17 protein-coding genes are annotated in these 19,458 nt (G+C 59.4%); 10 read left to right on the plus strand and 7 right to left on the minus strand.

The features are described 5' to 3' along the window. Positions 1–5: 5 nt before the first annotated feature. Positions 6–1,427, minus strand: a complete 1,422-nt coding sequence (locus D8U70_RS05145) for a PLP-dependent aminotransferase family protein (protein ID WP_041476641.1) — start codon at positions 1,425–1,427, stop codon at positions 6–8. Between the two features lie 175 nt (positions 1,428–1,602). On the opposite strand from D8U70_RS05145, the gene D8U70_RS05150 reads away from it, so the two are divergent. After that, positions 1,603–1,845, plus strand: a complete 243-nt coding sequence (locus D8U70_RS05150; protein ID WP_130928426.1) for a DUF1127 domain-containing protein — start codon at positions 1,603–1,605, stop codon at positions 1,843–1,845. A 47-nt stretch (positions 1,846–1,892) separates the two neighbouring features. Here D8U70_RS05150 and D8U70_RS05155 read toward each other — a convergent pair whose 3' ends face one another. Then, complete coding sequence (locus D8U70_RS05155) at positions 1,893–3,203, minus strand: FAD-binding oxidoreductase (RefSeq protein WP_122698706.1); 1,311 nt, start codon at positions 3,201–3,203, stop codon at positions 1,893–1,895. Between the two features lie 146 nt (positions 3,204–3,349). On the opposite strand from D8U70_RS05155, the gene D8U70_RS05160 reads away from it, so the two are divergent. Beyond that, the gene (locus D8U70_RS05160) at positions 3,350–3,703 is read left to right on the plus strand and encodes a YkgJ family cysteine cluster protein (protein WP_123441968.1); all 354 of its coding nucleotides are present in this window, start codon (positions 3,350–3,352) and stop codon (positions 3,701–3,703) included. 120 nt (positions 3,704–3,823) lie between these two features. Here D8U70_RS05160 and D8U70_RS05165 read toward each other — a convergent pair whose 3' ends face one another. Beyond that, positions 3,824–4,312: an Lrp/AsnC ligand binding domain-containing protein gene (locus tag D8U70_RS05165; RefSeq protein ID WP_010465173.1), complete on the minus strand. Its 489-nt coding sequence runs from the start codon at positions 4,310–4,312 to the stop codon at positions 3,824–3,826. Positions 4,313–4,465: 153 nt separating this feature from the next. On the opposite strand from D8U70_RS05165, the gene dadA reads away from it, so the two are divergent. The 6 genes from dadA (at position 4,466) to D8U70_RS05195 (ending at position 10,587) form a co-directional block, all read left to right on the plus strand. Next, positions 4,466–5,770 (plus strand): D-amino acid dehydrogenase, encoded by a 1,305-nt coding sequence (gene dadA, locus D8U70_RS05170; RefSeq protein WP_071172120.1) that lies wholly within the window; start codon positions 4,466–4,468, stop codon positions 5,768–5,770. After that, positions 5,742–6,095, plus strand: coding sequence for a RidA family protein (locus tag D8U70_RS05175; RefSeq protein ID WP_016772564.1), 354 nt, complete (start codon positions 5,742–5,744; stop codon positions 6,093–6,095). Before dadA ends, D8U70_RS05175 begins: the two co-directional genes overlap by 29 nt. Before the next feature lie 93 nt (positions 6,096–6,188). After that, the gene (gene alr, locus D8U70_RS05180; RefSeq protein ID WP_130928427.1) at positions 6,189–7,262 is read left to right on the plus strand and encodes an alanine racemase; all 1,074 of its coding nucleotides are present in this window, start codon (positions 6,189–6,191) and stop codon (positions 7,260–7,262) included. Between the two features lie 88 nt (positions 7,263–7,350). Beyond that, positions 7,351–7,899, plus strand: coding sequence for a cupin domain-containing protein (locus D8U70_RS05185; RefSeq protein WP_016772566.1), 549 nt, complete (start codon positions 7,351–7,353; stop codon positions 7,897–7,899). A gap of 181 nt (positions 7,900–8,080) precedes the next feature. Further along, positions 8,081–8,494, plus strand: a complete 414-nt coding sequence (locus tag D8U70_RS05190) for a c-type cytochrome (protein WP_073470925.1) — start codon at positions 8,081–8,083, stop codon at positions 8,492–8,494. 170 nt (positions 8,495–8,664) lie between these two features. Next, positions 8,665–10,587 (plus strand): acetyl-CoA hydrolase/transferase C-terminal domain-containing protein, encoded by a 1,923-nt coding sequence (locus D8U70_RS05195; protein ID WP_130928428.1) that lies wholly within the window; start codon positions 8,665–8,667, stop codon positions 10,585–10,587. Between the two features lie 105 nt (positions 10,588–10,692). On the opposite strand, the gene D8U70_RS05200 is transcribed toward D8U70_RS05195, so the two are convergent. Then, positions 10,693–11,631: a hypothetical protein gene (locus tag D8U70_RS05200; RefSeq protein ID WP_130928429.1), complete on the minus strand. Its 939-nt coding sequence runs from the start codon at positions 11,629–11,631 to the stop codon at positions 10,693–10,695. Positions 11,632–12,086: 455 nt separating this feature from the next. Between D8U70_RS05200 and D8U70_RS05205 the strand changes: the two genes are divergently transcribed. Continuing rightward, the gene (locus tag D8U70_RS05205; protein ID WP_071172125.1) at positions 12,087–13,235 is read left to right on the plus strand and encodes a hypothetical protein; all 1,149 of its coding nucleotides are present in this window, start codon (positions 12,087–12,089) and stop codon (positions 13,233–13,235) included. 119 nt (positions 13,236–13,354) lie between these two features. On the opposite strand, the gene D8U70_RS05210 is transcribed toward D8U70_RS05205, so the two are convergent. Further along, positions 13,355–13,927 carry a xanthine phosphoribosyltransferase gene (locus D8U70_RS05210; RefSeq protein WP_016772573.1) on the minus strand — a complete coding sequence of 191 codons (573 nt, stop codon included), beginning with the start codon at positions 13,925–13,927 and terminating at the stop codon, positions 13,355–13,357. A 57-nt stretch (positions 13,928–13,984) separates the two neighbouring features. After that, the gene (gene rep, locus D8U70_RS05215) at positions 13,985–15,994 is read right to left on the minus strand and encodes a DNA helicase Rep (protein ID WP_130928430.1); all 2,010 of its coding nucleotides are present in this window, start codon (positions 15,992–15,994) and stop codon (positions 13,985–13,987) included. Positions 15,995–16,266: 272 nt separating this feature from the next. On the opposite strand from rep, the gene D8U70_RS05220 reads away from it, so the two are divergent. Continuing rightward, on the plus strand, positions 16,267–17,937 hold the full coding sequence (locus D8U70_RS05220; RefSeq protein ID WP_016772575.1) for a bifunctional diguanylate cyclase/phosphodiesterase: 1,671 nt from the start codon (positions 16,267–16,269) through the stop codon (positions 17,935–17,937). 78 nt (positions 17,938–18,015) lie between these two features. Here D8U70_RS05220 and D8U70_RS05225 read toward each other — a convergent pair whose 3' ends face one another. Then, positions 18,016–19,410, minus strand: a complete 1,395-nt coding sequence (locus D8U70_RS05225) for a NorM family multidrug efflux MATE transporter (protein ID WP_073471074.1) — start codon at positions 19,408–19,410, stop codon at positions 18,016–18,018. Positions 19,411–19,458 lie beyond the last annotated feature (48 nt).

A 19,458-nucleotide genomic window follows, 5' to 3' on the forward strand; every position in this document is an offset into this window, starting at 1 on the left:
AAAGGTCAGTCGGTCTCGGCGAGTAATTTGATTGCCGCAGCGCCGACCTTGCGCACCGCTTCTTCGATCTGCGCTGTTGGTTTGGCAGCGTAGTTCATCCGCAGACAATTGCGGTACTTGCCGGAGGCGGAAAAGATGCTGCCAACGGCAATCTGTACGCCCTGATCGTGCAGCGCGCGATTCAGTTTCAGCGTGTCGAAACCTTCCGGCAGTTCCACCCAGAGCATGAAGCTGCCCTGCGGGCGACTGGCGCGGGTGCCGGCGGGAAAGTAGCGCGTCACCCAGTCGATCATCGCGTCACGATTGCGTTGGTACTGCATGCGCATACGCCGCAAGTGCGGCTCGAAATGGCCGGCCTTGATGAATTCGGCGATGGCGATCTGCGGTTGTGGTGCGGTGGAGCCGGTGCTGATGTATTTCATGTGCAGCACTCGCTCCAGATATCGGCCCGGCGCCACCCAGCCGATGCGCAGCCCCGGCGCCAAGGTTTTGGAGAACGAGCTGCACAGCAACACGCGGCCGTCTTCATCGAAGGATTTGATCGTGCGCGGGCGCGGATAGGTGTAGGCAAGTTCGCCATACACATCGTCTTCAATGATCGCCACGTCGAAACGCTGGGCGAGCGTCAACAGCGCGCGTTTGCGCGACTCGGGCATGACGTATCCGAGGGGGTTGTTGCAGTTGGGCGTGAGCTGAATGGCCTTGATCGGCCACTGTTCCAAGGCCAGTTCCAAGGCGTCGAGGCTGATCCCGGTGAGCGGGTCGGTGGGGATTTCCAGGGCTTTCATGCCCAGGCCTTTGAGGGTCTGCATGGCGCCGTGGAAGCTCGGCGAATCCACCGCGACGATGTCACCCGGCTCGCAGATCGCGTGGATGCTGGTGGACAGCGCTTCGTGGCAGCCAGTGGTGATCACCAGATCGCTGGCGCTTAACTGACAGCCGGAATCGAGCATCAGCCGTGCGATCTGTTCGCGCAGTTCAAGGTTGCCGTGGATGTTGTCGTAATACAGGCCGGGCATGTCCTGCCGCCGGCTGATTCGCGCCAGTCCGCGCAGCAGCGGCTTCATGGTCGGCGAGCCGACATCGGGCATGCCACGGCCCAATTGCACGACGTCTTTGCGCGGTACCGCGCGAATGAGTTCCAGCACCTGATCCCATTGCGAAATCTCCACTGGCCGCTGCGCCGGGCGGCCTACGGCGGGGAGCTCCGGCAACTCGCGGCCGACTGGGACAAAGTAGCCAGACTTGGGTTTCGGCGTGGCGAGGCCGCTGTCTTCAAGCACGCGATAGGCCTGCTGCACCGTGCTCAAACTGACTCCGTGCTCGACACTCAAGGCGCGCACCGACGGCAAGCGATCGCCGGGGCGATAGAAACCTTGTTCGATGCGGGTGCCGAGCAATTCGGCGAGGTTTACATACAGAGTCATGGCAGCCTCGGTGCGTCTTGGTGGAAACCAGTACAGATTCGGCAAAAATCAGTCATTCAGTCGACGAATCGGCAAATCTGTATGGAGTTAATACAGGTTCTTTGAGTCTGTAATGGTTTTGCTCGCCCGCGCATCATGGAATCTCTGGCTACCCAAGTAAACAGGAGCAACGAAAATGAACGGCTTGAGCGATGTGCGGCTGACGTTACACAGTCAGGAACTGGCGGCAGGGCAGAAGGACAACGCGCGCAATCTGCTGCGTAACGCGCCGTCCGGCCTCAGTCGCTGGGGTCTGTTCTGGCATCGTCTGCACACGCGCAAGGCGTTGTTGGGACTGACGCCGGAGCAGCTCAAGGATGTCGGGCTGACGCTGGAGCAGGCAAGGGAGGAGGGGTTGAAGCCGTTTTGGCGGATCTGAATACCACAGAGCGTTCCCACGCTCTGCGTGGGAACGCTCCTGATTCGTCAGACCAACTCTTTAAGCCGATGCCACAACATCCCCAACGCCAACAACGGCGAGCGCAAATGCTTGCCGCCCGGGAAGGTGATGTGCGGCACCTTGGCGAACAGATCAAAGCCGCCGCTGTGCTGCCCGCTGATCGCTTCGGCCAGCAGCTTGCCGGCCAAGTGGGTGGCATTCACCCCATGTCCGGAATACGCCTGGGCGTAATACACGTTCGGCTGCTCGGCGAGCCGGCCAATCTGCGGCAAGCGGTTGGCACCGATGCCGATCATTCCGCCCCACTGATAATCGATTTTCACCCCGGCCAGTTGCGGGAACACTTCAAGCATCTTCGGCTGCATATAGGCGCCGATGTCTTTCGGATCGCGTCCCGAGTAATGACACGCGCCGCCGAACAGCAAACGTCGATCCGCCGAGAGCCGGTAGTAATCCAGCGCCACCCGCTGGTCGCAGACCGCCATGTTCTGCGGCAGCAGGTTGTGCGCCTGCTCTGCGCTCAGCGGTTCGGTGGCGATGATGTAACTGCCGGCAGGCAGGACCTTGCCGCTCAGTTGCGGGTTGAGGTCATTGAGATAGGCATTGCAGCCCAATACCAGAGTTTTGGCCCGCACCGAGCCTTGCGCGGTGTGCACCTTTACTTCGGGGCCGTAATCGATGCGCGTCACGGCCGAACGCTCGAACAACTGCACGCCCAGTTGCTGCGCCGCTGCCGCTTCGCCCAGCGCCAGATTCAGCGGATGCAGATGCCCGGAGCCCATGTCGATCAAGCCGCCGACATAGCGCTTGGAACCGACCACGGTGTGCATTTCACTGGCCTGCAACAGACGGGTTTCGTAGCGGTAACCGAGGCCGCGCAACTCTTCGGCATCTTCGGCAAAACCGTCGAGATCGGAAGGCTTGTTGGCGAGGTCGCAGTAGCCCCAGGTCAGGTCGCAGGCAATGCCGAAACGCTCGACGCGCCGGCGGACAATCTCCACCGCTTCCAGGCCCATGAGTTTCATCTCGCGCACGCCTTCGGCACCGATGACATTGGCGAACTGATCAAGGCCGTGACCGACACCGCGAATCAACTGCCCGCCGTTGCGACCGCTGGCGCCCCAGCCGATCCTGTGCGCTTCCAGCAGCACCACGCTGAAACCGCGTTCGGCGAGTTCCAGCGCCGTGTTCAGCCCGGAAAAGCCACCGCCGACCACGCAGACATCCGCCACCACCTCGCCTTGCAGCACGGGATGGTCAGGCTGCGGCAGGCTGCTGGCGGCGTAATAAGAGGCAACGTGGGGTTGGCTCGCGGTGGTCTGGGCGCGGGCGGTCATGGGCATCATCCAACGGCTGAGTGTCGAGAAAATTTGACGGAGCATAAGCCGCACGCCCGAACGTGGGCAACATCGGTCGGCCTGCGGTGTCTGGATCCGGGCTTTTGCGGCACAATCGTTATCCCGCCACTTTGGTCACCGTTTCGATGAGCTGCAACAGCCAGAAAATCCGCAACCTGCGTCAGCAGATCCCCACGTTCGACTGCGTGCCGGGCTGCCACGACTGCTGCGGGCCGGTGACCACTTCGCCCGAGGAAATGGCCCGGCTGCCGCGCAAGACCCGCGCCGAGCAGGATGCCGCGCTGGAAGAACTCAACTGTGTGCACCTGGGGCCGAATGGCTGCACGGTGTATGAAGAGCGACCGCTGATCTGTCGATTGTTTGGTACGACCAAGACGCTGCCATGCCCGAACGAGCGGCGGCCGGTGGAGCTGATTCATCCGCGGGTCGAGAAGCAGATTTTCGAGTACATGGCGGCGAATCGGCAGGTGTTGGTGTAAGCGATCGTTCCCACGCTCTGCGTGGGAATGCCTCTTCGGACGCTCCGCGTTCGGCCTTTGAGACGCAGAGCGTCCCGGGCTGCATTCCCACGCAGAGCGTGGGAACGATCATTGCGGTGATCAGTCCGGAATCGGCAGGCAAAGGCTCTCTTTCACCTCTTCCATGACGATATAGCTCTTCGATTCACGCACATGCGGCAGCTTCAACAGAATGTCGCCGAGCAGTTTGCGATACGAGGCCATCTCGGAAATCCGCGCCTTCACCAGATAATCGAAATCCCCTGACACCAAATGGCACTCCAGCACATGGGGCAGCTTCAGCACCGCGCGGCGGAATTCCTCGAATGTGTCGCCGGATTTGTAGTCGAGGCTGATCTCGACGAACACCAGCAAGCTACCCTTCAAATGCTGCGGATTGAGCCGGGCGTTGTAGCCCATGATGATCCCCTCGCGCTCCAGGCGCCGCACGCGCTCGGTGCAGGGCGTGGTCGAGAGACCGACCTTTTCCCCGAGTTCGGTAAAGGAAATCCGCCCATCCGCCTGCAGGATGCGCAGGATGTTGCGGTCGATCTTGTCCAGCTCACGTTTGGTCTGAGTGTTGGTACGCATAGGGGATGCGCCTCCGTGAAAAGGGTTTTTGCCGAGAATTGTCGCCAAATATAGGCGCTTATATAGTGAAAAGCACTGGCGTTTCTTTTTTACACTGCGCCCATCATTGCTCTAACAAACAGTTCGGCGAAAAGCCGCGATGAGGGATTGAAAATGCGCGTCATGGTCTTGGGTAGCGGCGTCATCGGTACCGCCAGTGCTTACTATCTGGCCCGTGCCGGGTTTGAAGTGGTGGTGGTCGACCGGCAGCCTGCTGCGGCCATGGAGACCAGTTTCGCCAACGCCGGCCAGGTATCGCCGGGTTACGCCTCGCCGTGGGCTGCGCCGGGCGTCCCGCTCAAGGCCATCAAGTGGCTGCTGCAACGCCACGCGCCGCTGGCGATCAAAGCCACTGCCGACATCGATCAGTACCTGTGGATGGCGCAAATGCTGCGCAACTGCACCGCCAGCCGTTACGCGGTGAACAAGGAGCGCATGGTGCGGCTGTCCGAGTACAGCCGCGACTGCCTCGATGAATTACGCGCCGAAACCGGTATCGCCTACGAAGGCCGCAGCCTCGGCACCACGCAGTTGTTCCGTACTCAGGCGCAACTGGATAACGCCGCCAAAGACATCGCCGTGCTGAAAGAATCCGGCGTGCCGTTTGAAGTCCTCGACCGCGCCGGCATTGCCCGCGTCGAACCGGCTCTGGCAGGCGTGACTGACATTCTCGCTGGCGCGCTGCGTCTGCCCAACGACCAGACCGGCGACTGCCAGATCTTCACCACCCGTCTCGCCGAAATGGCGCGCAAGCTTGGTGTGGAATTCCGTTTCGGCCAGGACATCCAGAAGCTCGATTACGCCGGTGATCGCATCAACGGCGTGTGGATCGACGGCAAGCTGGAAACCGCTGACCGCTACGTACTGGCGCTGGGCAGCTACTCGCCGCAGTTGCTCAAGCCGCTGGGCATCAAGGCCCCGGTGTATCCGCTCAAGGGCTACTCGCTGACCGTGCCGATCACCAACCCGGACATGGCGCCGACCTCGACCATTCTCGACGAGACCTACAAGGTCGCGATCACCCGTTTCGACAACCGCATCCGCGTCGGCGGCATGGCCGAGATTGCCGGTTTTGACCTGTCGCTTAACCCGCGTCGGCGCGAAACCCTGGAGATGATCGTCAACGACCTTTATCCTCAGGGCGGCAATCTGGCCGAAGCGAGTTTCTGGACCGGCCTGCGTCCGACCACGCCGGACGGTACGCCGATCGTTGGCGCCACGCCGTTCAAGAATCTGTTCCTCAACACCGGTCACGGTACGCTCGGCTGGACCATGGCCTGCGGTTCCGGCCGTTTGCTCGCCGACCTGATGGCGAAGAAAAAGCCGCAGATCAGCGCTGAAGGCCTCGATATTTCCCGTTACGGCAACCAGACCCAGGAGTCCGCAAAACATGTCAATCCAGCGCCAGCTCACCAATGAGCGCATGAGTCAGATCGTCAGCCACAACGGCACCGTGTATCTGGCCGGGCAGGTCGGCGACGACTTCGACGCCGGAATTGAACAGCAGACCCGCGACGTGCTCGCCAATATCGAACGTCTGCTCGATCTGGCCGGGACGGACAAACAGCATCTGTTGTCGGCAACGATCTATTTGAACGACATCGAAGCGCACTTCGCCGGGATGAATGCGGTGTGGGACCAGTGGCTGCCAAAAGGTGCGGCGCCGGCCCGCGCCACCGTCGAAGCGAAGATGGCCAAGCCGAGCATTCTGGTGGAGATCTCCATCGTCGCCGCGCTGCCATAACGTTTTACAGATCCCTCTCCCGGTGCTGTTGGCGGTTCGCGTCGTCAGTCAGCGCCGGTTTTTCTTCCCATGACCGCCCAGAAGTCTGCCGCCATGCGTCCTGCCCGTGCCCTGATCGACCTTCAAGCCCTGCGTCACAACTACCGAATTGCCCGTGAAGTCACCGGCGCCAAGGCGCTCGCGGTGATCAAGGCGGACGCCTATGGCCATGGCGCGGTACGTTGCGCCCAGGCGCTGGAAGCCGAGGCTGACGGGTTTGCGGTGGCCTGCATTGAAGAAGCACTGGAGCTGCGTTCCGCCGGGATTCGCGCGCCGGTATTGCTGCTGGAAGGCTTCTTCGAAGCTGACGAGCTGGCGTTGATCGTTGAGCATGATTTCTGGTGCGTGGTGCATTCGCTGTGGCAGCTCGAAGCGATCGAGCAGGCAGTCCTGAGCAAACCGATCACGGTATGGCTCAAGCTCGATTCCGGCATGCACCGCGTCGGCCTGCATCCGAAAGATTATCCAGCGGCCTATCAGCGTCTGCTGGCCAGCGGCAAAGTGGCAAAAATCGTGTTGATGAGCCACTTCGCCCGCGCCGATGAACTGCATGCGCAAAGCAGTGCCGAGCAGGTCGCGGTGTTCGAAGCGGCGCGTCAGGGGCTGGCGGCGGAAGTCAGCTTGCGCAACTCGCCAGCGGTGCTCGGATGGCCAGAAATCCAAAGCGACTGGGTACGTCCGGGCATCATGCTCTACGGCGCGACCCCGTTCGAAGAAGCCAACGCCGTCGCTGAACGCCTGCAACCGGTGATGACTCTCGAATCGAAAGTCATCAGTGTGCGTGAATTGCCGGCCGGCGAACCGATCGGCTATGGCGCCAGATTCATCACCGACAAGCCGATGCGCATCGGCGTGGTCGCCATGGGTTACGCCGACGGCTACCCGCGCCAGGCGCCGACCGGCACGCCGGTGCTGGTGGCTGGCAAACCCAGCCGCTTGCTGGGGCGCGTGTCGATGGACATGCTCTGCATCGATCTGACCGACGTAGCGGAAGCGGGGCTTGGCTCGACCGTCGAGTTGTGGGGTAAGAACATCCTCGCCAGCGACGTGGCAAAGTGGACCGATACCATCCCGTATCAGATCTTCTGCAACCTGAAGCGGGTGCCAAGGCTCTATTCCGAGGGTTGACGCCGCTGCGGGGACCAGCTGTTGTAAATACTGAACGCTGTCGCCATGATAACGGTCAATATTCTTACAACATCAGGAGGCTCCCGCCTTGGACGTCGGTGAACGACTGCAATCGATCCGCAAGCTCAAAGGGCTTTCCCAGCGTGAACTCGCCAAACGCGCGGGCGTCACCAACAGCACCATTTCGATGATCGAAAAGAACAGCGTCAGCCCATCGATCAGTTCGCTGAGAAAGGTGCTCGGCGGGATTCCCATGTCGATGGTCGAGTTCTTTTCCGAAGAGATCCTGCAGGACCAACCGACCCAGATCGTCTACAAGGCCAATGAGCTGATCGACATCTCCGACGGCGCCGTGACCATGAAACTGGTCGGCCGCGCCCACCCGAGCCGCGCCATCGCCTTCCTCAACGAAATCTACCCGCCGGGCGCCGACACCGGCGAAGAAATGCTCACCCACGAGGGCGAGGAAACCGGGATTCTGGTGGAAGGTCGCCTCGAACTGGTGGTAGGGCTGGAAACTTTTATCCTCGAAGCCGGCGACAGCTACTATTTTGAAAGTACCAAGCCGCATCGTTTCCGTAACCCGTTCGACGTGCCGGCGCGACTAATCAGCGCAGCCACGCCGGCGAATTTCTAAGCAGAAGGCGCCAGGCCAATATGGCAAAGGCCCCCGAACCGTTTTACCGATGGGCAACAAGACCCCTCTAACCATGGGGTTGTTTCAGTACAGCGGCCTACCCGCTATACTTGCGCCCGCCTGCGAACCGTGGCCGCAGGCGTGAATAGCCACCATTGAGGGTGAACGCGTGAACCTAATTATGAAAATGCTGGCTGCACCAGCAACCGTACTGGCCCTCTGGGCTGTCAGCGCTCAAGCTGCGACGAATGACGACATCGCCAAACGCCTCGAGCCCGTCGGCCAGGTGTGTGTTCAAGGGCAGGAATGCAAGGGTATGGAAGTGGCCGCGACGGCTGGCGGCGGTGGCGGGGCGAGAACCCCGGACGAGGTGATTGCCAAGCACTGCAACGCTTGTCACGGTACCGGCCTGTTGGGCGCGCCGAAAATCAAGGACACTGCAGCCTGGAAGGAGCGCGCTGACCATCAGGGTGGCCTCGACGGCATCCTCGCCAAAGCTATCACCGGCATCAACGCCATGCCGCCAAAAGGCACCTGCGCCGATTGCACCGATGAAGAGCTCAAGGGTGCGATCAAAGAGATGTCCGGTCTGTAATCAGCGCCGGCTTTGAAAAAAACCGTCTTCGGACGGTTTTTTTGTGTCTGTGGTTTCTGGTTTCCCGATTCATCCAGGCCTTGGTCCCTCCGAACCAAACGCTGTCCTTTGCAGCAAACTCAAGGCAATCTCGGTCTACCCCTATCAACGGAACGGGCGGGAGGCTTCAGATGGTGCAGTTGTGTTCGATCGAACAGGCGGTGGACGACGTGCTGGCGCGTTTGCCTGCGCACATCCACATGGGCCTGCCGCTGGGGTTGGGCAAGCCGAATCACTTCGTTAACGCGCTATACCGGCGCATCAAGGGCCTGCCCGAGCGGCAGCTGACGATCTATACAGCGCTGTGCCTCGGTCGGCCGAATCTGGGCGATGGGTTGCAGAAGCGCTTTATCGAGCCTTTCGTCGAACGCGTGTTTGGTGATTATCCGGAGTTTGATTTTCTCGCCGATCTCCAGCATGACAGCCTGCCCGCCAACATCCGAATCCAACAGTTCTTCATGCAGCCGGGCAGTCTGCTCAACAGCGCGCCGGCGCAGCAGGATTACGTCAGCAGCAATTACAGCCATGCCGCTCGCGACATCAACGCAGCGGGTCTCAATCTGGTGGCGCAATTGCTCGCCAGCAGCAGCGAACACCCTGATCGCTTAAGCCTGAGCTGCAACCCGGACATCACCCTCGACCTGTTGCCGATGATCGCCAAGCGTCGCGAGGCGGGGGAGACCATTGTGCTGGTCGGCCAGGTGCATACGGATCTGCCGTACATGCCCGGCGATGCGGAAGTCGACATCGACACGTTTGATCTGCTGATCGACGAGAAGGACAGCAGCACGCTGTTTTCCACGCCGAACATGCCGGTGGGCTTTCAGGATCATTTCATTGGCTTGCACGCCAGTACGCTGGTGCGCGATGGCGGCACATTGCAAATTGGTATCGGCTCGATGGGGGACGCGTTGACTGCTGCGCTACTTGCCCGTCAGGCCGATAACGCCGGTTATCAGGCGTTGCTCGATGACATCAACCTCAGCCAATGGGCGCAATTGATCCAGCGCGAGGGCGGCACCGCGCCATTTGCCAAAGGCCTTTACGGTTGCAGCGAGATGTTCGTCAACGGGCTGTTGGTATTGGCGGATGCCGGGATCATTCGGCGCAAGGTCTATCCGGATGTGCCGACTCAGGAGCAGGCCAACGCCGGTACCCTCGACGAAGCCGCGCAGCCCGACGGTATCTCGGTGCACGGCGGCTTCTTCCTTGGCCCGCGCAGTTTTTATGAGCGGCTGCGCGAGTTGCCGCAAAGCAAGCTGCTGGAATTCAACATGACCCGCATCAGCTACATCAACGAGCTGTACGGCCAGGAAGAGCTCAAGCGCTTGCAGCGCATCGATGCGCGCTTCATCAACACCGTGTTCACCATGACTCTGCTCGGCGCCGGCGTGGCTGATCAATTGGCAGATGGACGCGTGCTCAGCGGTGTCGGCGGCCAGTACAACTTTGTTGCTCAGGGCCATGCGCTGGAAGGCGCGCGATCGATGTTGATCCTGCGCAGCTGGCGCGAATCGGGCGGCGAGGTCAGTTCCAATATCGTCTGGGACTACGGCCACTGCACGATCCCGCGGCACCTGCGCGACATCGTCGTCACCGAGTACGGCATCGCCGACCTGCGCGGTAAGTCCGACGCGTCGGTGATTGAAGCGCTGCTCAATATCAGCGATTCGCGCTTCCAGCCGGGACTGATCGAAAAGGCGCAGACAGTCGGCAAGCTGCCGAAGGACTTCCGTCTCGATCCACGATTTGCCGACAACACACCGCAACGCTTGCAGGCGATTGCCGCACGGCATCCGAACCTGTTTCCGGAGTATCCGCTGGGCTGTGATTTCACCGCCATCGAACGGGATCTGCTGCGGGCGCTGAACTGGCTGAAGAGCAAGTTCAAGCTGACCGAGATTCTCGACTTGGGCAAGGCAGCGCTGGATGCGCCGGAGGCCTCAGTGTTCCCGGAACATCTTGAACGGATGCAACTGACGAATCCGGAGGGCCTGAAGGAGGACCTTTTCCAACGCCTGCTGCTCACAGGCCTGAAAGCTACCGCACAGTAACTGCCCCCACAAAACCGAATGCGGGAGCTTGCTCGCGATGATGGTGTATCAGAGCCGAATATGTTGGCTGTTACTACGCCATCGCGAGCAGGCTCATTCCTACCGTCAAATACATGCGCGTGAGCAGACAGGGATGACATTTACTCCTGGGCTCAAAAAGTCTATGTGGTAGCCAGATGAACCATCCCCGATAGCCAAGTGAACCCCGCTGATACCTTCATTCAGTTGAGAATTGACTCCGTAATCGATAACGCTTGAAATCGATTCGTTCACGCCGATAGCAAATTCAGTAAGTTTCAACCCACGAGTACCCGCCGCGAAATCCAGAAGCTTTATCTGCTCCGTATTATTTACTATTAGTGAAGTTAAGTTGTTTTCTCTGACTGTGAGCCTTGCTCCCTCTTCTGCTATCCGGTCACTAAGCCATTTCAGCGAGGTTCTTAGGCCCTCGGGAAGTTGGGGGTTGGGTTTTCGGAGTACGGTCAGTATTCCGGCGATTTTCAAAGTGCCAGAGAACTCAAACGGACAAGGCTCTAGTGGATTCATATGTGCGTAATGAACTTCAAATAACTCTGCGACAGACTGCACGAAGTTCTCAGTCACGTCTTCACTAAGCAGTGCGTAAGGCTGTGCCCATGAAGGAATGGATACGGTTGCATCTGATTCATTGCCTGATAAACAAAATGTCTGGTTTGAATTAAGCATATTCAATACTGCTCTCTGAGCAGACAGGGGCTGCGTAAAATCGCTTCTAAGTAAAAGCTCGAGACTGTAGATTGCCGCTCTCACAGAGGGCTCAAATACTTGGGTCGCGCAGAAAATGATTTTATTGCGCAGCGGTTTCTTGGCGATTTCGAACGTTTTTTTCGCAGCTTCGTTAGTGAAAGAAAAAACTATACAGTTTGCAGGGAATTCCTTTAGCAGAGAAATATTTGCCGTGTCGAGACCCAAGAGTTTACATTCTTCAAGAAAGTCATCTGAATCGGCAATAATAGAATAGCGGTGATCGTCGAAGAGTGCGGAGATGTTGTTTAACGGTGACATAGACCCTCCTTGTTCTGAAGACCGCGGCAACGAGCGTTGCCGCGGACTGATAGGGATTAATCGTCTGTATATGCCCAAGCCAGAGGTGCCCATCCAAAGTTGTTTGGATCAGAAGCGATGCGGCTGAGATTTTCTTTGATGACTTTTTCAGATTTCATTTTTGGTTTCCTTTTTTTGATTTTTTTGTGAACCCCCATTTGGATGGAGGTGAGTGGATTAATGCATATGTAGATAACTGGTTGAATCGCTATTTTAATATTTTAAGAATTAATTCTTCTGTGGGTTTTGCCTGCTATGTGGTTCGGTTATTTGAGTGGTTTCTATCTGTAGTGCTGTTCCGAAAATTGTAAAAATCATACTTCATCGGTTGTGGTTGCGAGCTCTAGTTGAGTAGGTTTTATTTATGGGCTCTATGTTTTGCGTGCTCATGCCAACTCTAATTACAGGAGAACAAAGTGCATACATCAAAGAAATATCTGACAGACGCGTCTGTCCACCAAGCATTGCTCCTGACTGATTTGACCGAAAAGAGCCAACCCGATCACGCTGTCCGGTTGTTGCTGAATGAAGTACTTACAGGGCTCGCAGAACGGGGGTGGCCCGAAGCACAACTGCAAATTGGACCAAGGATTGTGTCGGCAGAAGAAAACTACGGGTTGCTCGGTTACGACCCGGCCGAAATTACTCTCGGCAGTGAGCACACACGTTGGGTTGATGAGCACTCGCTATTGCGCACACAGACCACCAGCCAAATTCCTGCAGCGCTTCAGCAGGCCGCGAAGATTCGCCAGCCGGGGCAGACCATCTTGCTGGCAGCGCCGGGAATAACGTTCAGGCGTGACAGTCGCGACCGCTGGCATTGTGCTGAACCGCATCAAATGGATATTTGGGTACTCGGCGATCCCGATTTGGCCTCGCACGAGCATTTACTGCGTCTTGTCAGCGATATCTTGCAGTCAGCTGTCCCTGGCAAATCCTGGGTCTACGGCGACAGCCCGCATCACTACACCGAAGGTGGGATTGAAGTGAATGTGTTGAATGATGGCGTGCCGGTCGAGGTTCTGGAGTGCGGGCGTATCGCGAAGTCGCTATTACAGCGTTTGCAGATTGATCCGATGCGCCATGGTGGGCTTGCTCTTGGGATGGGGCTGGATCGCTTGACGATGTTGCGCAAAGGCATACCTGATATCCGTTTGTTACGCGATCAGAATGTGCGCGTGCAGGCTCAGATGCATGATCTGGACACTTGGACTGCGGTGTCTCGTTTGCCATCGATTGCACGCGACATCTCGCTGGCAGTGACGCCGGGATTGAGTGAAGAGGTATTGACCGAGAGGATGTTGCAGGCGGCAGGGGATTGCTCAAACTGGATCGAGGAGATGCGAATCAAAGGGCGTTGGCAGCGTTCGGATTTACCACCGCAAGCCATTGAGCGACTCGGAATGCTGCCGGGTCAGGAGAACGTGCTTTTACATGTGGTGCTGCGTGATTGTTCACGCTCAATTACTACCGGCGAGGCGAATGCCTTGTATGCGGAGATTCAAGCTGCGATGCATGAAGGGGTGCCGGGGGCAGGGTACAGAATGGATTTCTCGAAGGCTTGAGACTCACCTCTGGGAGCGGGCTTGCTCGCGAAAGCGCCGGATCAGTCAAAGATTATTTTGACTGACACAATGCATTCGCGAGCAGGCTCGCTCCCACAGGGGTAACTCGGTGCCGCTGGTTACTCGATGAAGGTGACGACGCCATCCTTCAGCGATTGCACGCGAGCCAGCGACTCGACGCGATAGCCCTGCGAGTCCAGTTCGGCGCGGCCGCCCTGGAACGACTTCTCGATGACGATGCCCAGACCGGCAACGGTGGCGCCGGCCTGTTTGATGATCGAGATCAGCGCTTGCGAGGCCTTACCGTTGGCCAGGAAATCGTCGATGATCAGCACGCGGTCGCTGCTGGTCAGGTGGCGCGGGGAGATGGCCACGGTGCTTTCGGTCTTCTTGGTGAACGAGTAGACGGTCGCCGAGAGCAGGTTTTCAGTCAGGGTCAGTGACTGTTGCTTGCGGGCGAAGATCACCGGCACGCCGAGGTTCAGACCGGTCATGATCGCCGGGGCGATGCCCGAAGCTTCGATGGTGACGATCTTGGTGATTCCCGAATCCTTGAACAGCGCGGCGAATTCGTCACCGATCAGCTTCATCAGGGCCGGGTCGATCTGGTGGTTCAGGAAAGCGTCGACTTTCAGGACCTGATCGGAAAGCACGATGCCTTCTTCGCGGATTTTTTTGTGCAGTGCTTCCACAACAGCTTCCTCTGTTGGCGCGATGGGCGCCGAAGGTAGATTAAAAAGTAGTCGATTCTAGCGCTTTAACATCGCGCGTATGTCGGCCAATGCGCTATTGCCACGCACGGCTTTGACTTCAGTCGGTGTGTCGTCGTTGCCTTCCCAGGCCAGATCGTCCGGTGGCAGCTCATCGAGGAAGCGGCTGGGCGCGCAGTCGATGATCTCGCCGTACTGCTTGCGCTTGGCGGCGAAGGTGAAGGCCAGGGTCTGGCGGGCGCGGGTGATGCCCACGTAGGCCAGGCGGCGTTCTTCTTCGATGGTGTCGGCTTCGATGCTGGAACGGTGCGGGAGGATTTCCTCTTCCATGCCCATGATGAACACGTAGGGAAATTCCAGCCCTTTGGAGGCGTGCAGCGTCATCATTTGCACGCCTTCGGCGCCGTCCTCTTCTTCCTGCTGGCGCTCGAGCATGTCACGCAGCACCAGTTTGCCGATGGCGTCCTCGACGGTCATTTCGCCGTCCTCGTCCTTCTCAAGGGTGTTTTTCAACGCCTCGATCAGGAACCAGACGTTGCCCATGCGGTAGTCCGCCGCCTTGTCGCTGGAGCTGTTGGTGCGCAGCCAATTCTCGTAATCGATGTCCATGACCATGCTGCGCAGCGCCGAGATCGGATCTTCGCCGGCGCACTGCTCGCGGACCTTGTCCATGAAGCGCTTGAAGCGCGCCAGGCGATCAGTGAAGCGGCTGTCGAGATGTTCGCCGAGGCCAATTTCGTCGGTGGCGGCGTACATCGAGATCTTGCGCTCGGTGGCGTAGTTGCCGAGCTTTTCCAGGGTGGTCGAGCCGATCTCGCGGCGCGGCACGTTGATCACGCGCAGGAAGGCGTTGTCGTCATCCGGATTGACGATCAGGCGGAAGTAGGCCATCAGGTCCTTCACTTCCTGGCGACCGAAAAAGCTGTTGCCGCCGCTCAGGCGATACGGCACCTGATGGTGTTGCAGCTTCAATTCGATCAGCTTGGCCTGGTAGTTACCGCGATAAAGAATGGCGAAATCGCTGTACGGGCGGTCGGTGCGCAAATGCAGGCTGAGGATTTCCATGGCCACGCGCTCGGCTTCGGCGTCCTCGTTGCGGCAACGGATCACGCGGATCTCGTCGCCGTGACCCATCTCGCTCCACAGCTGTTTTTCGAATTCGTGCGGGTTGTTCGAGATCAGCACGTTGGCGCAGCGCAGGATGCGGCTGGTGGAGCGGTAGTTCTGCTCGAGCATGACCACTTTCAAGGACGGATAGTCGTCCTTGAGCAGCATCAGGTTTTCCGGGCGCGCGCCACGCCAAGCGTAGATCGACTGGTCATCGTCGCCGACCACGGTGAACTGGTTGCGCTTGCCGATGAGCATCTTCACCAACAGATACTGGCTGGCGTTGGTGTCCTGGTATTCGTCGACGAGCAGGTACCGCACCTTGTTCTGCCACTTTTCGAGAATGTCGGCGTGTTCTTCGAAGAGCTTTACCGGCAGCAGGATCAGGTCATCGAAGTCCACCGCGTTGAACGCCTTGAGCGTGCGCTGGTAGTGGGTGTAGACGATCGCGGCGGTCTGATCCTTCGGGTTGCGCGCGTTTTCCAAGGCCTGGGCGGGCAGGATCAGGTCGTTTTTCCAGGCGCCGATCATGTTCTTGATCTCGTCGACGCCGTCGTCGCCTGCGTATTCCTTCTGCATGATGTCGGTCATCAGGGCTTTGACGTCGGTCTCGTCGAAGATCGAGAAACCGGGTTTGTAGCCCAGCCGCGCATGCTCCTTGCGGATGATGTTCAGGCCCAGGTTGTGGAAGGTGCAGACGGTCAGGCCACGCCCTTCGCCGGCACGCAACAGGGTGCCGACCCGCTCTTTCATCTCGCGCGCGGCCTTGTTGGTAAAGGTCATGGCGACGATGTACTGGGCGCGGATGCCGCAGTTCTGGATCAGGTGCGCGATCTTGCGCGTGATCACGCTGGTCTTGCCGGAGCCAGCACCGGCGAGCACCAATAGAGGGCCGCCGACGTAGTTCACGGCTTCTTGCTGCCGGGGATTGAGTCGGGACATACGAAAATTCGGGAGTCGTTGACGAAATGGGCCGGCATTTTAACAGGCTCAGCGATTTCTGCTGCTCTGTCCGACTTGTGACGCAGCACGCGATTCAGATTTGCCGCTTTTGTTACTTTCACGCAGGATACGCGGGGATTTTGCGGCTAATGTTCTCATTCGTGACACAAAATAACGTTTCGATGCCGTTGTCATCAGACAACGCATTGGTCATTGTTCAGCACAACGGCATAATGCCCCGCCTACATCATTGCAGAGTCTAGGGAGTCAGCTTGTCTACGCCTGTCGAACCCTTGCGTTTGCTGCTACTGGCCGAAGAGCCAGCGTGGACAGCGTTGTTGCGTGAGTGTCTGGCTCCGATGGGGAGCGCGGCGGTGCTGATCAGCGCGCCGAACTGGGATTCGGTCAGCCGCCTGTTCGAGGACAACCGCCACGCGGTACTGCTGACCCTGCCAGCGTTGCAACCGCCGCCCGGGCGTTGCAGCCTGCCGACCGTTCTGCTGCTGGAGCACGAGCCGGCCACCGCGCCGGTCGGTGTCAGCGACTGGCTGGTGTTCGACGCCCTCGACGCCGGCATGCTCCAGCGTTGCCTGCGCCATGTGCGCGAGCGCGGCGTGCTGGAAAACACTCTTCAGCGCCTCGCCGAACAGGACCCGCTGACCGGTATCGCCAACCGTCAGGGCTTCCAGACTCTGCTCACCGCGCGCCTTGCCGAAGGCGACGGGCGCGGTCTCGCCCTCGGCCATCTCGATCTCGACAATTTTCGCCATGCCAACGACGCCCTCGGGCATCAGGCCGGGGATCGTCTGATTCTGCAGGTCGTCGCGCGGCTGAAAAGTCAGCTGGAGGCCGGCGATCAACTGGCACGGCTGGGCAGCGATGAATTCGCTCTGCTGATCGATACCCGTCGTGCACCGCAACGCGCCGAGTGGATGGCCGAACGCATTACTGAGGCGTTGGCCGAACCTTACTGGGTTGACGGCGAAAGCCTGCTGATCGGTTCCAGCCTCGGCATCGCCCATGCCCGCGCCAATGGCGGTGCCGATCCACTAATGTGGCACGCCCATATCGCCATGCAGCAGGCCAAGAGCACGCAGGGCTGCACCTTTCATATCTTCAACGAACGCATCAACCGCAACGCGCGGAGCATGGCCGACCTCGAAAGCGAGCTGCGCCGGGCCTTGCGCCGCGATGAGCTGGAACTGCATTACCAGCCACGCCTGAATCTTGAGGACGGCCAGATTGTCGGCCTCGAAGCGCTGGTGCGCTGGCGTCATGGCGAGCGCGGTCTGTTGCCACCGAGCGAGTTCGTCCCGCTGGCCGAGCAGAGCGGTCTGATCGTGCCGTTGGGCTACTGGGTCATTTCCCGCGCCTTGCGCGATATGCAGGCCTTGCGCGAGCAGGGGCTGCCGGCGCTGCACATGGCGATCAACCTGTCGTTCCGCCAGTTTCAGGACAGCCAGTTGCTGCCGACGCTCAGCCGCCTGATTGCCGAACGTGGCGTCGAGGCGCAGTGGCTGGAATTCGAACTGACCGAAACCGCAGTAATGCGGCGCAGCGATCTGGTCAAACAGACCATGGATGCGCTCGGCCGCCTCGGTGTGCGCTTCTCGCTGGACGATTTCGGCACCGGGTTTTCGTCGTTCGTGCACCTCAACAGCCTGCCGATCACCTTGTTGAAGATCGACAAGAGTTTTGTCGGCGGCATGGAACAGCGCGAAGAGAACCGCAAACTGGTGCACGCGATGATCAACCTCGCGCACAACCTGCACCTGGAAGTGGTCGCCGAGGGCGTCGAGACGCCGGAGCAACTGGAATTGTTGCGCGGGTTCGGCTGCGATCAGGTGCAGGGTTATCTGATCAGCCGACCGTTGCCGTTGGATGAGTTGGTGGAATATCTGACCTTTGGAGCCAGTCAGCAGGCTTCGGTGGAAGCCATTTAAAAGATCGCAGCCTTCGGCAGCTCCTACCTTGGAATGTGTTCCCTTGTAGGAGCTGCCGAAGGCTGCGATCTTTTGATCTTAATCCGCGCCGATGGCCTCGAACCTCTCTGCAACTGGCTCGCGCCGAATCATCCGCTGCATCTTCCATTCAAACGCCAGCGTCAGGCTCACCGCCGCGCAGGCCAGGCCCAACGCCAGACCCCACCAGACACCCGTCGGCCCCCAATTGAGATGGAACGCCATCCACCACGCCGCCGGCGCGCCAATCAGCCAATAGCAAGCGAGCCCCACCAGAAACGTAGTCTTGGCATCCTTGAGCCCACGAATACAGCCCATGGCAATCGTCTGCGTGCCGTCGAACAGCTCGAACCACGCCGCTACTGCCAACAGGCTCACCGCCAGACGGATCACTTCGGTAAACGCCGGATCGTTGTGGTCAAGGAACAGGCCGACCAACTGGTTCGGCCACAGCCAGAACACCAGGGCAAAGCCGAGCATCACCACCGCACCGAAAGTGATGCCGACACGCCCGGACATGCGCGCATCGACCAATTGCCCGGCGCCATAGTGTTGGCCGACGCGCATGGTGATGGCGTAAGACATCCCGGCCGGGACCATGAAGGCCACCGACACGATCTGCAGGGCGATCTGATGCGCACCCATTTGCGTACTGCCCATGGTGCCCATGCACAGCGCAGCGAAAGCGAACAACCCGACCTCTACCGCATAGGTGCCACCGATCGGCAGGCCCAGGCGCCAGAGTTCTTTCAAGTATTGCCGGTTCGGCCGCGACAGGCCGGCGCGCAACGGATAAGCGTCATACGCCGGATGCCGACGGATATGCCAGGCCAGCGCCAGTGCCATGCAGTTGGCGACAATCGCCGTGACCAGACCGATGCCGGTCAGACCCAGCTGCGGCAGGCCGAACATGCCGGTGATCAGCGCGTAGTTGAGCAGGAAGTTGGCCACCGTACCGGCGAGGCTGATGACCATCACTGGCGTCGCCCGGCCGATTGCACTGGTAAAGCCGCGCAGAGCCATGAAGCTCAGATAACCGGGCAGGGCGAAAGGCAGGGCGATGAGGAATTGCCCGGCGGCGTTGACGTTGGTTTCGGTCTGGCCGAACAGCAGCAACACCGGTTTGAGGTTCCACAACAGCAGCCCGGCGCCGAGGGCCATAAGCCAGGCCAGCCACAACCCGGCCTGCGTCAGCCTCGCCGCGCCGATGATGTCGCCGGCACCCTGACGAATCGCCACCAGTGTGCCGACCGCTGCAATCACGCCGATGCAGAAAATCGACACGAACGAGTAGCTCGCGGCACCGAGGCCGCCACCGGCCAGCGCTTCGGGGCTGAGGCGCGCCATCATCAGGGTGTCGGTCAGCACCATCAGCATGTGCGCCAACTGCGAAGCAATCAGCGGCCCCGCCAGCCGCAGAATGGCCCAGAGTTCGGTACGCACAGGATGCTGCATGGTCATCACCACCCAAATTTCAGAGGGAACAGAAGAGCGTCGATTCTC

The sequence above is a fragment of the Pseudomonas sp. Sample_20 genome, assembly GCF_004307585.1.
Taxonomy (GTDB): Bacteria; Pseudomonadota; Gammaproteobacteria; order Pseudomonadales; family Pseudomonadaceae; genus Aquipseudomonas; species Aquipseudomonas atacamensis.

Bases quoted from the DNA above. Each gene is read 5' to 3' on its own strand.
- D8U70_RS05145 (WP_041476641.1), bottom strand. From the start codon at position 1,427: ATGACTCTGTATGTAAACCTCGCCGAATTGCTCGGCACCCGCATCGAA.
- D8U70_RS05150 (WP_130928426.1), top strand. From the start codon at position 1,603: ATGAACGGCTTGAGCGATGTGCGGCTGACGTTACACAGTCAGGAACTG.
- D8U70_RS05155 (WP_122698706.1), bottom strand. From the start codon at position 3,203: ATGACCGCCCGCGCCCAGACCACCGCGAGCCAACCCCACGTTGCCTCT.
- D8U70_RS05160 (WP_123441968.1), top strand. From the start codon at position 3,350: ATGAGCTGCAACAGCCAGAAAATCCGCAACCTGCGTCAGCAGATCCCC.
- D8U70_RS05165 (WP_010465173.1), bottom strand. From the start codon at position 4,312: ATGCGTACCAACACTCAGACCAAACGTGAGCTGGACAAGATCGACCGC.
- dadA (WP_071172120.1), top strand. From the start codon at position 4,466: ATGCGCGTCATGGTCTTGGGTAGCGGCGTCATCGGTACCGCCAGTGCT.
- D8U70_RS05175 (WP_016772564.1), top strand. From the start codon at position 5,742: ATGTCAATCCAGCGCCAGCTCACCAATGAGCGCATGAGTCAGATCGTC.
- alr (WP_130928427.1), top strand. From the start codon at position 6,189: ATGCGTCCTGCCCGTGCCCTGATCGACCTTCAAGCCCTGCGTCACAAC.
- D8U70_RS05190 (WP_073470925.1), top strand. From the start codon at position 8,081: ATGAAAATGCTGGCTGCACCAGCAACCGTACTGGCCCTCTGGGCTGTC.
- D8U70_RS05195 (WP_130928428.1), top strand. From the start codon at position 8,665: ATGGTGCAGTTGTGTTCGATCGAACAGGCGGTGGACGACGTGCTGGCG.
- D8U70_RS05200 (WP_130928429.1), bottom strand. From the start codon at position 11,631: ATGTCACCGTTAAACAACATCTCCGCACTCTTCGACGATCACCGCTAT.
- rep (WP_130928430.1), bottom strand. From the start codon at position 15,994: ATGTCCCGACTCAATCCCCGGCAGCAAGAAGCCGTGAACTACGTCGGC.
- D8U70_RS05225 (WP_073471074.1), bottom strand. From the start codon at position 19,410: ATGCAGCATCCTGTGCGTACCGAACTCTGGGCCATTCTGCGGCTGGCG.